15 protein-coding genes are annotated in these 20,923 nt (G+C 48.0%); all 15 read left to right on the top strand.

Annotation, left to right across the window (positions count from 1 at the left end):
* The first annotated feature begins 346 nt into the window (after window positions 1-346).
* The 15 genes from GC098_RS07150 (at window position 347) to GC098_RS07080 (ending at window position 20,910) form a co-directional block, all read left to right on the top strand.
* Window positions 347-925, top strand: a complete 579-nt coding sequence (locus GC098_RS07150; protein WP_312880007.1) for a Pvc16 family protein — start codon at window positions 347-349, stop codon at window positions 923-925.
* A 12-nt stretch (window positions 926-937) separates the two neighbouring features.
* On the top strand, window positions 938-1,741 hold the full coding sequence (locus tag GC098_RS07145) for a beta-sandwich domain-containing protein (RefSeq protein ID WP_171642341.1): 804 nt from the start codon (window positions 938-940) through the stop codon (window positions 1,739-1,741).
* Window positions 1,742-1,867: 126 nt separating this feature from the next.
* Window positions 1,868-3,601: a phage tail sheath family protein gene (locus GC098_RS07140; RefSeq protein ID WP_171642339.1), complete on the top strand. Its 1,734-nt coding sequence runs from the start codon at window positions 1,868-1,870 to the stop codon at window positions 3,599-3,601.
* A 42-nt stretch (window positions 3,602-3,643) separates the two neighbouring features.
* Window positions 3,644-4,078, top strand: a complete 435-nt coding sequence (locus GC098_RS07135; RefSeq protein WP_057304094.1) for a phage tail protein — start codon at window positions 3,644-3,646, stop codon at window positions 4,076-4,078.
* 81 nt (window positions 4,079-4,159) lie between these two features.
* Window positions 4,160-4,537, top strand: a complete 378-nt coding sequence (locus GC098_RS07130; protein WP_057304095.1) for a hypothetical protein — start codon at window positions 4,160-4,162, stop codon at window positions 4,535-4,537.
* A complete protein-coding gene (locus GC098_RS41135) occupies window positions 4,534-4,737 on the top strand; it encodes a DUF6760 family protein (RefSeq protein WP_171642385.1) in 204 nt (67 codons plus the stop codon). The genes GC098_RS07130 and GC098_RS41135 overlap by 4 nt, the downstream gene beginning before the upstream one ends.
* A gap of 7 nt (window positions 4,738-4,744) precedes the next feature.
* Entirely contained in the window at window positions 4,745-5,200 is a 456-nt protein-coding gene (locus GC098_RS07120; RefSeq protein WP_171642337.1) for a phage tail protein, read from the top strand.
* 72 nt (window positions 5,201-5,272) lie between these two features.
* Window positions 5,273-9,811: a hypothetical protein gene (locus GC098_RS07115; protein ID WP_171642335.1), complete on the top strand. Its 4,539-nt coding sequence runs from the start codon at window positions 5,273-5,275 to the stop codon at window positions 9,809-9,811.
* A 63-nt stretch (window positions 9,812-9,874) separates the two neighbouring features.
* Window positions 9,875-10,501: a CIS tube protein gene (locus GC098_RS07110; RefSeq protein ID WP_171642333.1), complete on the top strand. Its 627-nt coding sequence runs from the start codon at window positions 9,875-9,877 to the stop codon at window positions 10,499-10,501.
* Window positions 10,502-10,505: 4 nt separating this feature from the next.
* A complete protein-coding gene (locus GC098_RS07105; protein WP_171642331.1) occupies window positions 10,506-11,594 on the top strand; it encodes a phage late control D family protein in 1,089 nt (362 codons plus the stop codon).
* The gene (locus tag GC098_RS07100) at window positions 11,594-12,319 is read left to right on the top strand and encodes a phage baseplate assembly protein V (RefSeq protein WP_171642329.1); all 726 of its coding nucleotides are present in this window, start codon (window positions 11,594-11,596) and stop codon (window positions 12,317-12,319) included. Before GC098_RS07105 ends, GC098_RS07100 begins: the two co-directional genes overlap by 1 nt.
* 18 nt (window positions 12,320-12,337) lie before the next feature.
* Window positions 12,338-12,739: a gp25 family contractile injection system sheath assembly initiator gene (locus GC098_RS07095; RefSeq protein ID WP_057304100.1), complete on the top strand. Its 402-nt coding sequence runs from the start codon at window positions 12,338-12,340 to the stop codon at window positions 12,737-12,739.
* A gap of 51 nt (window positions 12,740-12,790) precedes the next feature.
* Window positions 12,791-15,865, top strand: coding sequence for a baseplate J/gp47 family protein (locus GC098_RS41130; protein WP_171642327.1), 3,075 nt, complete (start codon window positions 12,791-12,793; stop codon window positions 15,863-15,865).
* Between the two features lie 662 nt (window positions 15,866-16,527).
* Complete coding sequence (locus GC098_RS07085) at window positions 16,528-18,762, top strand: putative baseplate assembly protein (protein WP_171642325.1); 2,235 nt, start codon at window positions 16,528-16,530, stop codon at window positions 18,760-18,762.
* Window positions 18,763-18,792: 30 nt separating this feature from the next.
* Entirely contained in the window at window positions 18,793-20,910 is a 2,118-nt protein-coding gene (locus GC098_RS07080) for a phage tail protein (protein ID WP_171642323.1), read from the top strand.
* Window positions 20,911-20,923: the final 13 nt, after the last annotated feature.

Below are 20,923 nucleotides of genomic sequence, written 5' to 3'. Positions count from 1 at the left end.
GACCGCTAATGCAGCACTTTTCGCGTATTTTAAGTGAATAGAAGCCTCTAAAGGCTCTTAATAGGTGGTTTTGGCATGGATTTGGTAAGAAGTGGAGCAAATAAGAGTCCCTAGAGACTCCTAATTTTGCATTCTCGGCATTTCACACGAGATAAGAGTCTCAAAAGACTCTTATCTGGTCATAATGTCCGACTAGTTTCACCTGTATATCAAGTCACAAAACAAGAAATAAATAATTTAATCCCTATAGTCATCCTACTAAATTGCAATTATAATAGAAAAAGGTACACATTATGACATAATCCCCACCAATTCTATACATTACATAGGTATTTTGAGGCAGGAAGTGATTCCTATTGGCGATTATTCTGTTATTGCAGATGTAAGCGCATCTATAATCAAGTTGCTCAGAGAAAATATGACTCCTGATCCCATTCCGCAACCAGAGATGATTGGGCTTGCTTCGCCTGTCGATAAAGGGGATTTCTACTTATCTCTTTATTTGTACAACGTCCGCGAAAGCGGCGATAATCGTCGTACCCACATGATTGCCAGAGGGACGAATGAAATTCAATATCCGCCTATGGTTGTAGATCTTAGCTACATGCTGACGGTACAATCACCAGCAGAGCTGCAGTCGAGAGCGCTGGATGAGCATCGGATACTCGGAAGAGCGATGCAAGTGCTCTACGATCATTCTATACTTCGAGGTTCTATGACCCTCGGAACCCTAGCTGAGCAAGATGAAGAAGTTCGCATTGTCATGGATCCTCTTAAAGGAGAAAGCATGCTGAATATGTGGAACTTCGCTGATACTCCATACAGACTCTCTGTTAGCTATTCAGTTGGGCCTGTAAATATCGATTCAACCCGCATCAAGACAACCAAAAGAGTTTCGGAAACCGATTTTCGTATACAGGGTTAGGGGGCTTAGGTTGTGGACCACATTCGCGTATCGCAATTGAAAACCCGCGTATCCTTGGTTGTATGCGTCATCGATGCAATTACCTCAAAAACTCCTCTTGGCAACACGACCACCGTTTATCTGGAAGGCACCCGTTCGAAAGCAATTCATAAAACGAATGGTTCCTATATATTCAACGATTTACCGCCCGGTGATTACCGTCTTAAGGTAAGCAACGAGCACTATTTTCAGGAACAAACTCTCATCACAGTAGGAACCGACAATTTTATAGAGGTTGTTCAGTTAAAGCCGCTGCCTTCTTATCCTTTTTCGCAAGGAACAGGACTGATCCGAGTCATGCTGCAGGATGCTGCCGGAGCTCCTTTGAGGGATGCCCAGCTGCAGGCGATGATTTTATCGGAAGAGTGTGCCCGCGCTCGAATTATGGCAGATCAAGTCGACAAGGGAGCACGTGAAGTAACACTAGGTTCGTTTACAGGTGTTATCGCAGTTGGAGATTCTTACTTGCTTCGAGGACGAGGCCCTAAAGCTGCCGAAGAGCAAATTCGAATCGCCCAGGTACTGGAGCATCAAAAGCGTTTTCGACTAGTGAATAAGCTGACTAAAGCGTTTACTCGAGGAGCATTGCTGCTGCCCGTCCAAGAAACCCGTGTTACAGAACGAGGAGAGGCTGTTATTGCTTTTCGTGGCAATCGGATTCCATCCTTTCAGACAGAATTGGCTATTACATACGGCGAAGATCGGCGGCATATTATGAAGGAAGTAATAGTAGCAGAAGGAACAACGACGAACCTCGGCATCATACGGCTCACTTAACCCTAATTAGTAGAATGGACACGTCCATCTTCTATACAAAAATGACAAGCAGAAAGGAGAGAACTGGTTTCATGTCTGTGGCCGTATTGATTTGCAAGAAGTGCCATATGACTGAACTGGGGAACAATGGCTGACTATTTATCACCTGGAGTCTATGTGGAAGAGTTTGACAGCGGGGCGCAACCGCTTGAAGGTGCAAGCACAAGTACGGCCGGGTTTATAGGGCTTGCGCAAAGAGGGGGAATTGAAGGTGTCCCTCAACTGGTTACGAGCGTAGCTGATTTCCATCGTTTATTCGGCAGCTACTTGTCCGAGAATGAATTCGGTGAGTATCGTTTCCTTTCTTATGCGGTTGAGCATTTCTATTTAAACGGAGGTTCTCGCTGTTATGTCATGCGTGTAGCGCCAACTGACGCTAAAGTAGCAACGAACAAAGCAGCAACAAACAAAGAATCTGCGATTCTGGAGATTTCTTCCAAGAACCCAGGAACATGGGGTAACCAAGTTCGTATCGTGGTTGTTCCGTCGAGTAAAGCTAAGACGCAAATCTATGAAGTGCTAAGCGAGACCCAATATCGCGTGAAAAATAATGCTGGCTTCAATGTCGGCGATGTTGTTGCCTTCGAAGCCGCTGGCCAGAAGCAGTACAACAAAGTCGTTTCTTCCCAAGATAACATTATTGAGCTTGCTGAAGCGCTTGATGGGGATGTTGTGGATAGCGGTCTTCTTCCATCCAAAGTGTTAACAACTAGCGAATTCACGTTGCATGTATTCTACGGCGATGAAGCAGAGACTTATGAGAAAGTGTCCCTAAATATCTCTGCAGCGAACCACATTGAGAAAATTGTTTCCCGTTCGAACATCATTACGGTGAAAGATTTGACAGATGGTAAGGATCTGGGTGCTGTTGCTCCGTTCGAAGTGCTCTCTGGTGAGAGTGAAACGGTTGGCAAATTCCAAATCGCACTGTCTGGCGGAAGCAACGGTTCAATCGCGCAAGTGACACCTGATATCTTCATGGGTGTAGACCGTGGACCTGGTAAACGTACAGGTATCCAGTCTTTCATCGACAACGATGTTGTTAGCATCATCGCGATTCCGGGTGTAACTGAGCCTACGGTTCAATTATCTCTCGTAGCACATTGCGAAAACTTGGGCAGCCGTTTTGCTGTTCTTGATATTCCACGTGAGAAAACAAAAGTAGCCGATGTGATGACGCACCGTAACATCTTTGACAGCAGTTACGCAGCGATGTACAATCCGTGGCTTCAAGTGTTCGATCCATTAGACAAAAGAAATATATACATACCGCCATCTGGCTCTGTGATTGGTATCTACTCCCGTTCCGACCAAACGCGTGGTGTTCAAAAAGCGCCTGCTAATGAAGTCGTTCGCGGTGCAGTTGGTCTTGATTGCCAATATAACAAAGGCGAGCAAGATATCCTGAACCCACAAGGCGTAAACTTGATTCGTGCTTTTGCAGGACAAGGTATTCGTGTATGGGGTGCTCGCACAACATCGTCGAACGGCTTGTGGAAATATGTGAACGTGAGACGTTTGTTCATCTTCATTGAAGAGTCCATCAAGAACGGCACGAACTGGGTCGTATTCGAACCGAATGATGAACAGCTTTGGGCTCGTGTACAACGAACCATTGATGCGTTCTTAACTCGTGTCTGGAGAGACGGTGCCTTAATGGGCGGAAGTCCTTCCGAGGCGTTCTATATTAATATTGGACGCAGCACAATGACGCAGGATGATATCGACAATGGTCGATTGATCTGTGTGATCGGGGTTGCTCCGGTCAAACCTGCCGAGTTCGTAATCTTCCGCATTACTCAGAAAACAAGAGAAGAATAGTCGAAACGTTAGATATTTCTCATATTAGGAAAGGGGTATTATATGGCTGGCGAACGTAGGGATCCATACCGCAATTTTAGATTTAGAATTGAAGTAGAAGGTATTCAGCAAGCTGGTTTCAGCGAAATCTCTGGATTTGACGCATCCTTGTCGGTAATTGAATACCGCGAAGGAAACGAAACCATTACGCCTCGGAAGCTTCCGGGACTTGCGAAATATGGCAACATCTCATTAAAGTGGGGTGTTACTGACTCCATGGATATGTATAACTGGATGTCGGAGTCGATTCAGGGGAAAGTTTCCCGCAAAACGGTTACGATCATCGCAATCAACGAAGAAGGTGCAGACGTAGCGACTTGGCAGGTTATTGAAGCATGGCCGTCCAAGTACTCTGCTCCAAGCTTCAAAGGTACAGGCAATGAAATTGCCATTGAGAGCCTAGAGCTTGCCCACGAAGGCATGACACGCACGAAGTAAGCAGCGCTAGAGTAGGTGCCGGAGCACGAAGTCTCCGGTTCCTAACTCTTCTTTTTTTCATAATGCTAAGGGGGTAACATCATGGCTTTCAAAACGGAATATGAATTCGAGCTGCCTAGAGGATATGTGGATGACAACGGTACGCTGCACAAGAGAGGCGTTATGCGGTTAGCAACAGCTGCGGATGAAATCCTACCCATGCGTGACCAACGCGTTCAGCAAAATCCAGGCTATTTAACGATCATCTTACTTACGCGTGTGATTACCAACCTAGGCGATCTGCGTGCGATTGATACACGTGTGGTTGAGAAGTTCTTCACGGCTGATCTAGCTTTCTTGCAAAACTTTTATCGTCAAATTAATGAAATGGAAGTGCCGAGAGTACACACAAGCTGTCCGAAATGTGAGCATGAGTTTGATGTGGACGTGTCTTTTTTGGACGAGATGGCGGGGGCATAACGGGTTATCCCATTGACAAGATCTATGAGGAAGCGGGCTTTATTGCTTACTACTTTCATTGGACGCATGATGAAATCATGTCAATGGAGCACCGGGAGCGCCGAACGTGGTGTGAGGAAATATCCCGCATCAACCGCAATCTGAACGAAGATGGTAAAAAGCAGCCTGACAATCCGTTTGATGTGTTCGGTAAGAGGTGAGTAACAAGTGAAACAGTCCAAAAACGAGTCCAAATTGCATAACGTAGGTGGCGCATTCCGGTTCGAGGTAGAGCTTGACGGACTTATTGTCGGCGGTTTTTCTGAAGTAACAGGCATGAAGTCTGAAACGGAAGTTAAGCCCTTATGGGAAGGCGGCGTGAACACGCACCCCCACTACATGATCGAACATACGAAGTATCCTAATATTGTGCTAAAAAGAGGCATCACCACTTCCAGCGAGCTTTGGGAATGGTACAATGGTGTCGCCCAAGGCAAAATAAAGCGTAAAAATGGCTCCATTATTCTACACAATCAGGCAGGTACGGAGATGTGCCGATGGAATTTTTTCAGTGCTTTTCCGGTGAAATGGAACGGACCTGATTTGAATGCCAGCAGCGGTAATGTAGCTATCGAGTCGATCGAGCTGGTGCATGCCGGTTTGAAAACTATTTTCAAAAAATAAGTGTGCTCGAAAAACTCAGTAAATGCTTACGATGCTAGTTTTGCTAAAGCAAAACTCTTAGGGGGATTGTTTATGAAATCTCGACAATCGCATAAACCCCGAGGGAAGAGAACCAAGGGTATTTTGCAGATTTCTGCTGCTAGCAGTAGTTCAGCAGGACGTGCAGCCAGGGAATCCAAACAGTTTGCATCCGGCATTATGGGCAAATACGGATTTTGGCGTAATAACTATTTAGGTCTATTAGCTCTAATTTTTAAACAAAAAGGAATTCTCACGGATAAAGAATTATCGGCTTTAACGGATATTAATGATCAGTCGTGGGTTATCCAGCTGCAACTGCAGCTGCAAAGCTTGCAGCATCCCGAATCAGCACTCCTGATTACGAAAAAGCAAACGATTCGTCAGTTACAGCAGCTGATTGCGAATAGTGGTTACAGGCTTCCTTCACAGACGGCTGTTGATTATTTTTCAAGCCAATCGGATGTACAATCGTCTCACCAACAGATGCAAGTACTTACTGACGAGATGAGCAAGAAAAAAGGACGAAAAAGCAAAAAGAATGCGGAACTATCCGTAAATCAAATGAATCATCAAACTGCTGCTGCTCATGAGATGTTGGGTGAGAAGCAGTCGAAGCCGCCAAAGAAATCAAATTCAATTAACTACGTTAACAAAGGGAATTCACCGTTAATCCAACGATCTATTCGGCAGATTACCGCTTCAATTGGGATGCTTTCTCATGCCCAAAGCATTAACCCAAATCAACAATCGCAATCGGTGAATGGACCTCAACATACAAAACATACGAAGCGCTCAATCGTACACAGAGCTGCACCTATGGATAATCATGTACAAGTAGTCAAACATGTGGATGCTATTCGGCATACATCGCAATGGATAGAGCAGTTCCAAGAAGGGAAACCAAGCGCTGGTTTGCCTGATGCCAAGGTAGGTCACTCTGCTACTGCACCTTCTGTGGTATCTACAATTGGGATGCAGCCGTCTTACCTGCATGCTGCCAAGCTCTATTTAAATGGTGCGAACCAAACACCAACGCCACAAAAGGGAAGACTTCCGCAGTATAATCACTCATTGCCTAAGCTTGGTGAGGGGCCCTTTTCGAATGCAGAAGCACCTGCTTCTGTGCATTTTATTAGAAGCTTACTTGTCAGAAATATGGCTAATGCCACTGATAAGGAGGATGTTTCGCCAACTGCTCTATTGTCACCGATAGGTGAGCCGAAGAGCGATGGGAAACTAAATCGTAAGGAAGAAGCTTCAACTGCTAGAGGTTTTCTGGCTGATAGTCAACAACCATTAGCTATTAATGCAGCACGATTGACTTCAACTTTGCCTTTTGCTATGCATGCTTCGACATCAAGGGGAGCCCGGCAGAGTGTGCCGCATGTTTGGCGTAAGCCGAATGAGCAAGTAGAGGGACTTGGACAAGAGCGACTAACAGCTCAAGTGGTGCATCAAGATAATGCTTTGGCTTCGGTGAGAAGGCAAGTGCAAGAGGATCTAGTAGATCGAATGCGTGAGCTAGAGCAGGAAAAAGTGCAAGTGCATACGCAGGAAAGATCGCAGGAGCGGGATCAGGGTAAAGAGCAAAGGCAAGATCGAAAGCAGATTCAAGTACAGAATCAGGAGCAAGAACTGAATCAAGTAGAGAATCAAGTACCGGGTCAGGTAACGAAACAAAATCGAAACCAGGATCAAGTACGGAATCAAGTGCTGCAAGATGAACATACACGCCAATCAGTGCAGTTAGAGACAAATTCTTCTGCTGGTCAAAAGCTTGAGATGGGGAATGGACAGGAGCCGATTTCGGAAGCTATCTCAAATAATAATTGGGAAACTCGTTCAAGAACGCGTGAAGCTAACAAGAGAAATCAAGGCTCCTCCATGATGGAACGCCTTACTAAGCTCGTTACTAAACAAGTGAATGAGCAAGGTATTGAAGCATCTCGATTTGTAGAGGCTGCTTATCCTTCACAGATACATAGAAAAGCAAGTGTAATGGACAATGGACTAGAATCTGTTGTGAAAATTCAAAGCAACGAGAAATTGCTAAAGCAGCTGGTCCAACGACAAAAACAAAGACAAAACTCTTCTAATGATTCATTTGTTGGGAGTATACATAAAGTTCCACAAAAAAATTTTCAGGTGATCTCCGATCACCTAACAATGACTACTCACATTCCGCGGATTATGCGGAGGGAGAATATCGTACATAGTAACGCTGATAATTCCCTAGCCATCGCGAGATCGGCTGCGAATCCGAATTTGGAATCGAGAATGCAGTCACACTCTGAGGCAGTACAACCAAATAGGAGCACAAGTGCAGCTGTAAAAGCGCAAAGGAAAGCGGGTAGTACACAACTATCTTCCAATCCTAGTGCCAATAGAGTGACACTCCAAGCAGGGGGTCCCCGTGAGGGATATCTGGCCAGTCTGCAAGCCAGTTCTTTTTTACAGGATTCACAGCGTGTTCTCCGAGCGGCTTCGAAACCTGAAGAGCAAGATGAAACAAGCATGAAAATGGGGCGGATTTTCCCAATAGCTGCGAGGTCAGCGATACTTAGGGACCAAACATCAGATGCGCTGGGTGCTATTGCTATGAAGCCGCTTGAGGGATATCGAGCTAGCTTGCAAGCCAGCTCGCGAATACAGCTGCAAGAGGTTGGGCGTGTATTTCGCAAGGCAGCAGGAACCGAAGTAAATAGTGAGCTAAGGAAGCAACAATCTGCGACACAAGAGGAAGAAAAACCAGCTTCTGTGCGAAGCATACTTTCTACTCCAACTTTAGCTTCTGAACTAGCTGCAAAAATGACCGAATCCAGTGTCAGAAAAATAAAAACAAGTCTGAACTTGGCAGCAGAAGCTAAAAGGAACGCTGGTTCTGAGAATCGACTTGATGGTTTTCAAACTAGCCTACAAGCTAGAGCTGGTTCTCCTAAGCCGGAGGCTCGACGGATTTTTCGTACTTCTGTTGGGTCAGCAGGTTGGAGACTGTTGGAAGAGGGTAGACAACAACCTTCAAGGACGAACGTAGATAGATTAGGGACGAAGTCACGCGGTGACTTCCCCTCCTCTCAAAGTTTAGCTTCTGAGATAGCTACAAAAGTAGTTGAAAACAGTTTGAAGAAGATTGGTCCAAGTCTTTCAGTGAATGCAGATCAAATAGGATTACAGCGCAGCTTCTCCCGTAATACTGAGCTATCAGATCCAGCTTCCGTTCGTGCCATTTGGAGGCAAGCTGAAAAAGGGCTGATAGGTGAGACTGGGACGGACAATGAGGCTGTAAAGGGAACCGTTCGAGAAAGTGCCAGTGAAAAGTCAAGTAACAGAGCAATGGGGAGAGTAAGCAGTAACACAATAAGCAAAGACAGAACAAGTGATGAAATAACAAGCAAGACTTCACTGGAGCTTGTTAAAGGAACTATAAACCGGTCACCTGTGGACATGGTAAGAAGAACAGGCGGGCCGACGGGAATCGATCGAGTAAGAGAACAGCAAGCAGCGATACAAAGAAAGATCGATACCGAGGTAATGACGACAATTCGATCAGAGATTGGTGGGGCTAGACAGCCGATGACTCAAACTGGGACGGGTGAAGCAATGACCCGACAGTTGACGAGTCGAACAAGCCCAGGAGAAGCCGGGCGAACAGCGGATATTCGCACAGGTGCAAGAAGAACGAGTCAAACGATGGATTACCGAGCAGCAGGCGAAGGGGTTGCTGGGCAAACGACAAGTCAGACCGGCCGAGCCGTTTGGCGCAGGGCGCAAGTCGAGCATGTTCAGAGACAAGTCATTGTCGATGACAGCGAGCGCGAGCTGCAGGCAGGGAATGGTTCGGAGAATCGACTGGAAGCCAGCGGCTTCCAGTCAGATTCAGCGGAACGAACCATTCGGGCTAGAGTGAGCGCGCTGGAAGAGGAGCGCACTCAGGGGGTTGAGCCAGCTGCTGCTTCGCTGGCAGCAAGTAGTGCAGGCGGTGCGCGTGCTGCGCATGCGCCGATCGCTCGCCAGCCCGTGAGCATGACACCGCGTGTCATGCCGCTGCTGGCGAGCAGCGCAGGAGCGCTTCGCGCTGCTCCTGCGGGTCTCACCCAGGCGGCTGCCATCGGCAGCGCCGCCGCAGCAACTACAGCTGGCGCTCAGCGCAGCGCCAGCATGACCCACAGCAGCAGCGGGAGCTTGGCTGCTGCAGCCATCAAGCCGCTGCCCACGCAGGTGCAGCGGCAAACACTAGCCGGCGGCGTGCTAAACGCCAGCCAACGCAGCACGCCAACCGCGAGGAAAGATTACTTAGCCTCGCAGAGCCAGCAACCCACGCTGGAGCACAAACAAACTCCAGCCGCAGAGATCAGCAGCGCGCTAGCCGAAGCGCCGCTGGAGATGGACTGGCTGCGCACCAAAGCAAGCGCAGACGAAGCACCAACCCCAGCAGCGCCGGTTCAGCAGGCGGCGCCGGAGCTAAGTGCGGAGCAGCTGCAGGAGCTGATGAAACAGCTCCCGCAGCTGGACATAGCAAAAATTGCGGACAAAGTTTACCGCGAAATTGAGAAAAAGATGAAGTTCGAGCGGCAGCGTCGAGGCATCTAATTATTTTCGTCATAAATCGTTAATAACGTTAAGTATAGATAATAGCAGAAAGGACAGACACCTATGGCGCTCAAGAAAGCAATGATTATCGTTCATAAGGGAAGCAAAACAGAAAATGTACAAGTGATGTTCAATCCGGGTGAGTATACCCTAGACACGAATAACAGCTATTCTTGGAAAACAGTGCCGGGTCTGTCCATGCCCATCGCTCAATTCGTGAGTGGAGGGACAACGACGCTGTCCATGGATTTTTATTTTGACACCTACGAAAGAGGGACGGACGTTCGCCTGCTTACGAAGAAAATCTCAGGTCTCCTGGATGTTGAGAAGGAGATCCATGCACCGCCGCTTTGCCGATTTGTTTGGGGTTCTCTGGATTTCAAAGGGGTAGTTGTGGCGGTAAATCAGCACTTCACGATGTTTCTGGAAACCGGAGTTCCGGTTCGTGCCAAGCTGAAAGTGACCTTTAAATCCACGCTGAGCAAAAAAGACCAGCTTAAGCAAATCCCCCGCCATTCGGCCGATCGGACGAAGCTGAAGATGCTGAATCAAGGGGAACAGCTTTGGATGATTGCTGCAACGGAATACGAGGATCCAACTTTATGGCGGGAAATCGCCAAAGCCAACCAGATTGATAATCCTATGAAAGTCGCAACGGGACGCCGCATTTCAGTTCCGAGGCTGGATTAAGCCGATGCCCTTAGAATTAGAAACGAGCTCCTTTCCCTATGACGACTTGGCCAAAAAGTACAAAGATTTTTATGCGCCATCCTATTTAATTAGCGTAGATGGAACGAAAATATCGGACACGATAGCCATTGATATTCTTCGCGTTGAAACGTCCATAGATGGAACGGCAGACTCCTTTTCGTTTCGGATTGCGAATGCGTACGATATTACGAATAATGAGTTCCAGTGGCTGTCTACGTTCTCTTTAGGCAAAGCCATTGAGATCAGTTTAGGTTATGTAGACAAAATGACCGCTGTATTTTCGGGACATATTACATCCGTTGTTGTTGATTTCCCGGAAGAGGGTGCTCCTGGCCTCGTTGTGCGGGGGATGGACATTTCTTATCTCATGATGAAAGGGACCAAGTCTCGTTCTTGGAATAAGAAGAAATATAGTGATGTTGTTGAGGAAATCGCCAAAACGTATGGCTTCAAAACACATATTGATGCAACGACGACGGAATTTCCTGCGCTTTCGCAGAGTCAGATTAATGACTATCACTTTATTCAAAATTTAGCTAATTTGGTTAACTATGATTTCTTTGTTGTGGGGAAGAACTTATATTTCCGTAAGCCGCTCACGGCGATGACGTCATTGATGACGCTAGAAATGGGGAAAACCCTCCGTAGTTTAATGATTGATATGAATTTAGCCGAGCAAATTACGGGTGTAACCGTAAGAGCCTGGGACAATAAAGAACTGAAAGTGATCGAAGGTAAATCGGCTAGCATTACGAAGCTGGGTTCGAATAGCAAGACGGGCAAGGATATCTTGGCATCTAAAGGTGATTTCGTCGAGCATATGTATACGAATGTGACCTCCGTGGAAGAAGCCAAAAGCTACGCGAATGCGATCCTGAATCGCCGAGCGATGAAGCTGATAAGCGGTAACGGGGAATGCATTGGGATTCCTGAGATTCGTGCCGGTCGATATATCAAACTCAGTGGTGTTGGGAAATCGTTCGACCAGACATACTATATTACTGGAGCAACACACATTTATGACGACGAAGGCTATACAACTCGGTTTCAGTTGGGAGGAAATGCGGTCTAATGTTCAAAACTCCCGATATTACGATAGGTGGCGTGTCCGATTTTGCCAGTCAGAAATTAGGTGGCGTCATGGTTGCCATTGTAACAAATAATACCGATCCTGATAAAATGGGGCGAGTGAAGCTCAAGCTTCCCATGCAGGAAACAGAGACCGAAACGGATTGGTGCCGCATCGCGACGTTAATGGGCGGTAAGGAAATGGGCAGCCTTTTTATACCGGAGGTAGGGGATGAAGTCTTAGTCGCTTTCCATCTGGGAGAGCTGCGAATGCCTTTCGTCATTGGCATGCTGTGGAATCCGAAGAATAAGCCGCCTGCGCCCGCAGATAAAAATGATTTGCGTATGATTAAATCACGCTCCGGTCATGAGCTTTCTTTCAACGATAAAAGTGGTGACGAGAGCATAAAGATTAAGACGAAAAAAGGCCAAATGATTGAATTGAAGGATAAGGATGAGAGTATTTCGATCGCAGATTCAAGCGGGAATAATAAGATTACGATCAAGGGCGGCTCAGCGAATGAAATTTCGGTTGTGAGCCAAACCTCGAAGATCACCTTGAACGCTAAAGGCGAGGTCAGCATTGAGAGCACGAAGGAAATCAAAATCAAATCCACTCAAATTAGCATAGAAGCTTCTGCCACGATGGCTCTGAAGGCTGGGGCAACACTGGATCTGAAGTCCGACGGAATCATTAATATTAAAGGCAGTATGGTCAAAATCAATTAACGAGAGGAGCGTGACGAGGTGTCGGAAGCATTTTTGGGACGAGGCTGGAAATTCCCTATTCAGGTCGATCCTGCAACAGGGCGAATCCGAATGTCTGAGTATGAGGAAGACATCGCCGAAGCGATCCGCGTTATTCTGGGGACCACACAAGGGGAGCGGGTAATGCGCCCGAGTTTTGGGTGTGGTGTTCAGGAATTTATTTTCGGATTAACGGACGATACAACGCTTCATTTGCTCCAAAGTAATATCGAGGAAGCAATACGGAACTGGGAACCTAGGGTTCATGAAGTCGATGTACAAGCCATACCGGAAGCAGATGACCCTGCTAAGGTGATGATTCATATTTCTTATTTGGTACGTACGACCAATAACTTATTTAACCAAGTCTATCCGTTTTATTTATTTGAAGGATCGAAATAGAGAGGCTGGCTGCGGAAGCGATGACGACACGTACAGAGAGGAGGTGGAGCTGTGCAACCTCCCAAAATTGATTCCAGAGATTTACCCGATTTGATCGCGCAAATGAAGGAAATGGCGCCATACTATACGCCGGAGTGGCGGTTCACGCCTGAAAATCCGGACCCGGGTTCCGCGCTGTTCTTGATGTTTGCTGATATGTTTCATGACAATATCAAACGGTTGAACCGAGTGCCTACGAAAAATTTGATATCGTTCCTCAACATGTTCGATGTGACGCTGCTTCCGGCACGTCCTGCCCGAAGCTACTTAACGTTTGCGCTGAACGAGGGTACGAAGGAGTCCGTGTTCATCTCGGCAGGCACACAAGTTGCCGCTGCAGCAGAGGAAGGCAGCATTCTGTATGAGACAGCACGGAGCAGCTTATTGACGCCCGCGTTGCTTACAGATGTGTACATGACGAGCCGCAAACAGGATATGATCATTCGCATTCCTGATGAGTTCGTTACGGCATCCCGGCAAGGATATGCAGCGCCGACAGCGCTTTTCCGTTTACAGGATGGCGACAATTTGCAGGAGCATGCCATTTATTTGGAGCACAGCTCTCTTTTCACCGTGTATAATACGGCACGAATCGAAATCGAATTCCGTAACTCGAAGCGACGTTTTGATGAACTTTCGATGTCCAGCCAACTGGCGAATCCCGAGCTAACCGAGTGGCTGTATGCCACGGAGGAAGGTTGGAAGACTTTTGACCACGTAGAGGCTAAGGGGAATCGGGTTACTCTATTGAAAGCGGTGGCAGGCGAGATTGCTCTGCGAGAAGTGAACGGGGCATCCGGACGCTGGATACAATGCCGTTTAAAGCCGCTCATAAGCGGTGGTAAAACGCTGGCAGACAGCAGGCTGTCCATGGACCATATTTCATTTAAAACGGATTATGTCGATACACTGGAAACAGGTGGCGTTCGGCCTGATCAGATGTTTTACAATGATATTGGTGCGGACCCATCGGGGTTTTATCCGTTTGGTGATCAGTTTGCGCTTTATGGTTCTTTTTACATCGGGAGTCAGGAAGTTTTTACGAAAAAAGACGGCGATATTAAGCTAAGCTTTGGGCTGCAAGCGATTCAGAATCGGTTTCAGCCGGAGCTGACGGAGCAAGTCGATTGGAAAATGGTGATGAAAAAATCCAAGTTCGATAAGCCGCCAGTAACTCACGTCACCGTTCTGGAGGTTGCTTGGGAGTATTGGAACGGGGCAACTTGGTTGCGGCTGGATGTGGGGAAGGAAGCAGGGAAGCTGTTTTATTATCCGCAGGAGCAGAAGGTGCGCAAAGAAATTCACTTCCGCTGTCCAGCTGATCTTGAAGCGACTTATGTGAACGGCAATGAAAACTGCTGGATCAGAGCACGAATTTTACATATCGAGAATGCGTATGTGGCACAAGCGATCTATCTTTCACCTTGGGTGGATGATGTGTCTCTAACCTATAAGTATGATGATCGACTATACCCAGCCGAACGTTGTTTAGCGCTGAATAATACGGTGTTTGAGGATCGGACTCGGCATAGCCGTCAGTTGGAGGGCGGGTTTGAGCCCTTTCAACCTTTGGAGGGCAGTCATCCTGCCTTGCATCTTTCTTTTGATACACCGCCTGTAAAAGGTCCGATATCGATGTTCGTTTCGGTGAAACAGCAGCGTTTCTCGGAGCAGGACATGCCATTACTCGAATGGGAGTATTTGCGAGCTGGTCTGATGCCGGGAAGCCATCCCGAATGGGTAGCGCTCAAGGTTATTGATGATACGAACGGTTTGACCCAGAGCGGTACCGTCCAATTCGTAGGTCCATCTGATTTTGCAGGAGCGTCGTTGTTTGGTAAAGAGGGCTACTGGATTCGTGCTGTTAATCGTGATGATAAATATGATGATAGTTCCGGTCGGGTACAAATCCCCACAATTCAGGGCATGTATATGAATACAGTTCAAGTACTTCAGCAGGAGACGATTATCGGGGAAATTCCCGATTCCAAAGGGCTGGAAGAAACGGAATACCAGCTCAGCAGAAGCGGGATTGTCTCCGAAGAGGTATGGGTGGATGAGACGGAGTTTGTGACAGAAGAGGAAATCGCTGAGTACGAGCGTGTAGGGACTCCTCTTATGGAGGTTTCTCGTGATTCTGAGGGGAACTTACTTCAACTTTGGGTTCGTTGGACAGCGGTTCGCCAGATGGCAGATTCCAGCAATAGGGTTCGTCATTATATGATCGATCGTACGTTTGGTCGTATTCGTGTAGGCGACGGTATCCATGGCATGCGTCCGCCAAAGGGTGGGCTGGAGCAGCTGAAGGTAACCTACCAAGTAACGTCCGGACAAATCGGAAACGTAGGGGCTCGTCAAATTAATCAGATGCAGGACTCTATTGCGTTTGTCGGTGAGATTTATAACCCAGAACCAGCGTCAGGCGGCTGCCAAGCTGAAAAGCTGGAGTCGGCCTTGCAGCGCGGACCAGAAATGCTGAAGCATCGTGATCGGGCTGTATCGTCCAAAGACTACGAGTGGCTTGCGCGTGAGGCATATCCGAACATTGCAAAAGTCACATGCATCCCGAATCGGAACGCCTATATGCACAAAGAAATCGGGGCTATGACTTTAGTGGTGCTACCAAAAGAAGGGCAGAAGGGAAGCTCCGCGTTTCCAGAACTGAAGAAGCAGGTTGAGAGGTATATTCTACAGCGGGCTTCCAGCCTTGTTGCTTTCCCGGAACGGCTTCAAGTGATTGAGCCGGTCTATATGGAAATTTCCATTTCGGCGATCGTTGCAGTTGAGGGCATGGACGCTGTAGTAGCTACCGAAATTCAGGCGTTAGAGAAGTTGAATCGTTTCCTTGATCCGCTAACCGGCAATTTCGACGGCAAAGGCTGGCAAATCGGTCAACAAATCCACCCCTCCGTTTTCTACGCGTTGTTGAAATCAATTCGAGTGATCAGTCATGTAGAGAAGCTTTACATGACGGTATACAAGATTGAGGACGGCGAGCGTACGGAACTCGATGTGAACCGCCTTCCGGCGCTCCCGCACGGGATCATTGTGAGCGGCAAGCACAAGGTGGTTGTGAACGCGTTGTAGGGAGGGTGTCGATGGTGGGGGAGTCTCAACCCCCAGAACCCTTTCGTCAGAAACATGGGAAGTCCGTCTTCCTGGTGAAAGGATTCGGGTTCCGGCAAATAAGAGTCTTTAAAGACTGCTATTTTCTGTTTTTTGCCTAGATTTGCTGTAATAGAAGCCTCTAGAGACTCTTATTTCAGCAATATCATATAAAAAGATGGGATTTATCAGAAATAAGAGTCCTTAGAGACTGCTAATCAGCAGCTCCAACGGAAAATAGCGATAATAGGAGCCTTAAGAGACTTCTATTTGGTTGAATAGGGATGTTTTTCATCGCTAAAGTAGGAATAAATTAGCTAGTTGGCGGGTTAGCGATGTTTTATATCGTTAAAGTAGCTGAATAGTGGTTGCGAGTGAGAGTCGAGCAACTTTAGGGATGTTTTGCATCGTTAAAGTTGGAGTAAATGAGCTAGTTGGTGGGTTAGCGATGTTTTATATCGTTAGAGTAGCTGAATAGTGGTTGCGAGGGAGAGAAGAGCGACTATAACGATGTATTATTTCGCTAAAGTAGGAATAAATGAGCTAGTTGGCGGGTTAGCGATGTTTTATTTCGTTAAAGTAGCTGATTAGTGGTTGAGAGTGTGTTGGTGGGAGTTAGTAATAATCGAAGGAGGTGAGCACAAGTGCTGCCAATACCTAATTTGGATGATCGTATGTTTGAACAGATGGTGCAGGAGGCTCGAAAGTCGATACCTAAGCTTTTTCCGGAGTGGACGGATGAGAATGAACATGACCCAGGGATTACGCTGCTGGAATTGATGTCATGGATGACGGAGATGCAGCAGTATTACTTAAACCGGGTGACGGAGCGCAGTGTGCGGAAGTTTCTGAAGCTGCTGGGGATTAGCCCTCATGAAGCTGTATCCGCTGTTTGTGATGTGGCGTTTGCTGGTTTACAGCAGCAGCTTGTGCTCCCCAAGGGGACACCGCTGCAAGCGATGGACCAGCGGTTTGAGACACTAGATACGGTGAATCTTGTTCCTTCCGAGCTTGAGAAAGTGCTGGTCCGTACGGAGACGGCGGCTGGTGATTTTACATCCAATAATCACGCTAAGATTGCTTATTATGCTTTTGGACCTGAAGCGCGTAAGGGCGCGCATTTGTATCTCGGTTTCGATAGAGCGCTGCCTGCGCAAACGGAGATTTCAATCGCCTTTAAGCTATTTGACCGCTATCCGGTAAGGGTGGGTCACCGTGAAGATGGGACAACGCCGATGATTTCGTCTGCTAAGGTGGCGTGGACATTTGCGGGTGCCGGGCAGCAGGGGCAAAGCGAAAGCTGGCTGCCTATCGAGCAGATAAGTGATGCAACGGTTCATCTGTCGCAAAGCGGTGAGCTCCGGTTTCGGATCACGTCGGAGATGAAGCCGATTGCGCTTTACCCTGCGGATGATCGCAGCCGATTCTGGATTTGCTGTACACTCGAGGAGGACGGCTATGAGCTGTCTCCGAAGATTGAGAAGGTTAGTCTCAATGCGGTGAAAGCGGCTGAGCAGGAAACCTTCAGCGAAGTTACTGCTTTTGACAGCTCGGGAGAGCCTGATCAGAGCTTCGAGGTAAGCTCGTATCTCGCTTACAACGGCATGCACACTGTGCAGGTTCAGGACGAGCAAGGGCACTGGCGCGACTGGCACATCGTCGCGGAGCTCGAGGACTGTGAGCCGGATGATCTCTGCTGCCAGCTGCAGCAGGACTCGGCTCTGCGCACCACCCGTCTGCGTTTCGGCGACGGGGTGAACGGGCGTATCCCGCCGCAGGGTTCGCAGCGGGTACGGCTCATTGCTTACACGGCCGAGTTTGACTATGGCCGTTTTGTCGGGGGCAGCAGAGGTCTGCCCGGGCAGACCTTTGAAATCAGCCGTGGCCGGATGTATAAGCCCAGCAGCATGCTGCTGCAGGTTGGCTACCGGCCACGCGGAGAGAGTGACGTCGTTTGGGACGACTGGCAGTCCGTGGACGACTTCGATAATTCGAAGTCCACGGACAGGCATTACGTCTACGACGATGCAGCAGGAACGATCCGCTTCGGCAATAACGAAGCGGGTCTCACTCCGCCCAAGTCCGTGGAACCGAACATTCGGTTCCTGGCGCTGCAAGCGGGCGGGGGTGTGCGAGGCAACGTGAAGGATGGCCTCGTGACCGGCTTCACGAATACCAAAGGCGTGCGTGTGACGAATCCGTTCCCCGCGCGAGGCGGCCTCGAAGCGGAGACGCTCACGCAGGCGAAACTTCGCGTGCGGCGCGAACTCGAGAAGCCGACGCGGGCCGTGACTGGCGAGGACTACGAGGCGATCGCGAAGGCGACGCCCGGTCTGCGTGTCGCGCGCGTAAAGGCAATCCCGCTGTACAAGCTGGGCATGCGGGATTATCCGAAGGTCAAAGCGCCCGCACAGATGACCGTCGTGGTCGTCCCTTATAGCGAGAGCGATAAGCCGAAAGCTGGCAAGGGCTTCTTGCAGACGATCAAGCAGCATCTAGATCGGCATCGTCTTTTGACCACAGAACTACACGTGATTCCCGCCGAATATATTAAAATAACGGTTCACGCTGTCGTGGTGATGGAGCCCAAGCACAAAGATGAACAGCGCCGAATTATGCAAGAGCTCAGACTGTTACTACAGCCGATGGATCATGGACAAGGCTCAGAAGGCTGGCGTTTTGGACGGACCGTGTATAAGGGAGATATTTATGGCGTTATTTCCCGGATTAAAGGTGTTGTCTATGTGCAGGACATTTGGATAGATGCCGAGGGCACAGGCTTCCACAAGGATGGCGCTGGCGACATTCATATCCCGCCTTATGCCTTGGTCTATTCCGGTGATCATGAAGTGGAAACCATTAGTCAGACGGATTTATAAGTCCTTATTTAGGAAAAGAGGTGTCGAACGATGCAGGATGGACAAACGTTTTTCTCACTTAATAAACCGCTTGACTGGGAACAAGGATATGAAGCCAATATTCATATGCAGAACGAAGGATTTTCGATTCAGCAGACAGAAAAATACAGCATCCATCGCATCGTTCGCACAGACGAGCTGGAAGGCATTCATCCTATTCAAGAGATGACGGTCGGTCCAGGTCGGAAGCTATTTTTGCTAGACGAGGCTTCAAATGTGTGGATTTATGATGATGAAAGTCGTCATCGGGAGTCGTTATTTCGCCAGGGTCATCAGTTGTTTAGCCATCAAGCGATGCTAGCTTCTATGTCAGATCTTTTGGTGATAGCTGATGCCCACACGGAGAGCGAAAGAAGACTTGCGGTGTATTCGATTTCCAATGGACAGACGATGTGGGCTATCCATGATTGGGAAGGTCTTGAATTATTTCCTCTCTCGGTTAATACGAGAATTACAACGGCGAATTTGCTTTACGCGGCGGTCCCTTTGGACATTGCGATTGGTATGAATGGAAGTCCCGAAGTTCCTAAGGGCGGCCGGATTGGCATTATACAGTGGAACGCGGCAGGTGAAGTGGTACATGTGTATGAGCATGAAGCACACCGTCTGGAAGAAACGGCTGAAATTGCTGCACTTCGAGGGCGTTATTACACCGCTGCTGCGGGTGGTAAATTAGTTCTATTGGATGCACAGCTCAGAACGGTAACGGTGTTCCATGAAGATGGTCGGGAGCCGTTTCATTTTAAGCTGGAGCAGGAAGGGCGCTTTGCCGGTATTTCCATTGATACGAATCATAATATCTACATAGGGGACAGCGGATACGCACAGCAAGAAGGAGTAACGGAGCGGTTTATTCTAAAGTTTCGCGAAAATGGGGAGCAGTTTGATAAAGTTACTAGCTTCCGAGGACGAACGGATACATTGCTGCATGATGGGCGCAACCGGTTGTATGTCTTTGATCGGATAAGTGGTCAGATTAGCCTGCTTGATCTTCGTGCGCGTACGATGCTGCTTGAGGGGACTCAGCTTCCGGAGGCCATCTATTTCTCGGCTGAGCTGGATACGACGGAAACGGAGACACAGTGGCATAAGATTCGTTTAGAAGCCGATATTCCGGAGGAAACGCAGGTTCGCTTTTCCTATTTTACATCGGATGAAAGCGAAGGATTCATTGATGGCGAATACGTAAATTATACGGGCTATTTGACGGATCCAGGCATTTCGATTCGAGATAAGCTGGCTGCGACGCGTGACTTATGGTCGGAGCCCATCCTGAATCCGAAGGATGCTCTTCTGATGAATGCCAGAGGCCGTTATCTATGGTTCAAAATCGAGCTGATTGGCAGCGAGCAAAAATCACCTTACATCCGAAAGCTTCGGGTCTACTTCCCGAGAACGTCACTGATTGCCTATTTGCCGCCGATTTATCAACAGGACGAGGAGCATAGCCCTTTCCTGGAGCGGTTTCTGGCGATGTTCAGCACCTTCTTTGACGATATGGAGGATAAAATAGACCGTATTTCCTCTCATTTCGATCCGGATGCGGTATCCGGCACTTATCTGGAATGGTTAGGCCGCTGGTTGGCTATCACGGATCATGAGGCATGGGGCGAGACGAAGCTAAGACTACTGATCAAACAGGCCCCTGAGCTTTACAAATTGCGGGGAACTCGCGAGGGCATGATGAACATGCTTAAGATTTACACAGGGTCAGAACCGTTTTTGCTGGAATATTTTCAGTTTAAACAAATGCAGGAGACGTCGGAGCTGCGGCAGCTTTTTGCCCAGTTATATGGGGATAATCCTTATTGCTTCTGCATCATGTTAAAGCCTGAATTCGTACAGACAGATGCACAACGGCTAACCATCGAGCAAATCATCGAAGACCAAAAACCAGCCTATACCGAAGGCAAATTAATCGTTCTACAACCGTGGATGTACGCGGACATGCATACATATCTGGGCATTAATACTTACTTATCTGAGCCTACCTTGTTAACACTAGATCAGCGTTCGTCGATGCCTTACAATACGGTGCTGATTGACGTAGATCGCGATAAACGAATGGACATACATACTCGCTTGGAATTGGATTCCGAAATCGAATAAACGAAATGAGCCT

Source organism: Paenibacillus phytorum (assembly GCF_013141715.1).
In the GTDB taxonomy this organism is placed as follows: domain Bacteria; phylum Bacillota; class Bacilli; order Paenibacillales; family NBRC-103111; genus Paenibacillus_E; species Paenibacillus_E phytorum.
The sequence above is the reverse complement of the archived record's forward strand: the minus strand, read 5'-3'. Positions and strand labels throughout refer to the sequence as shown.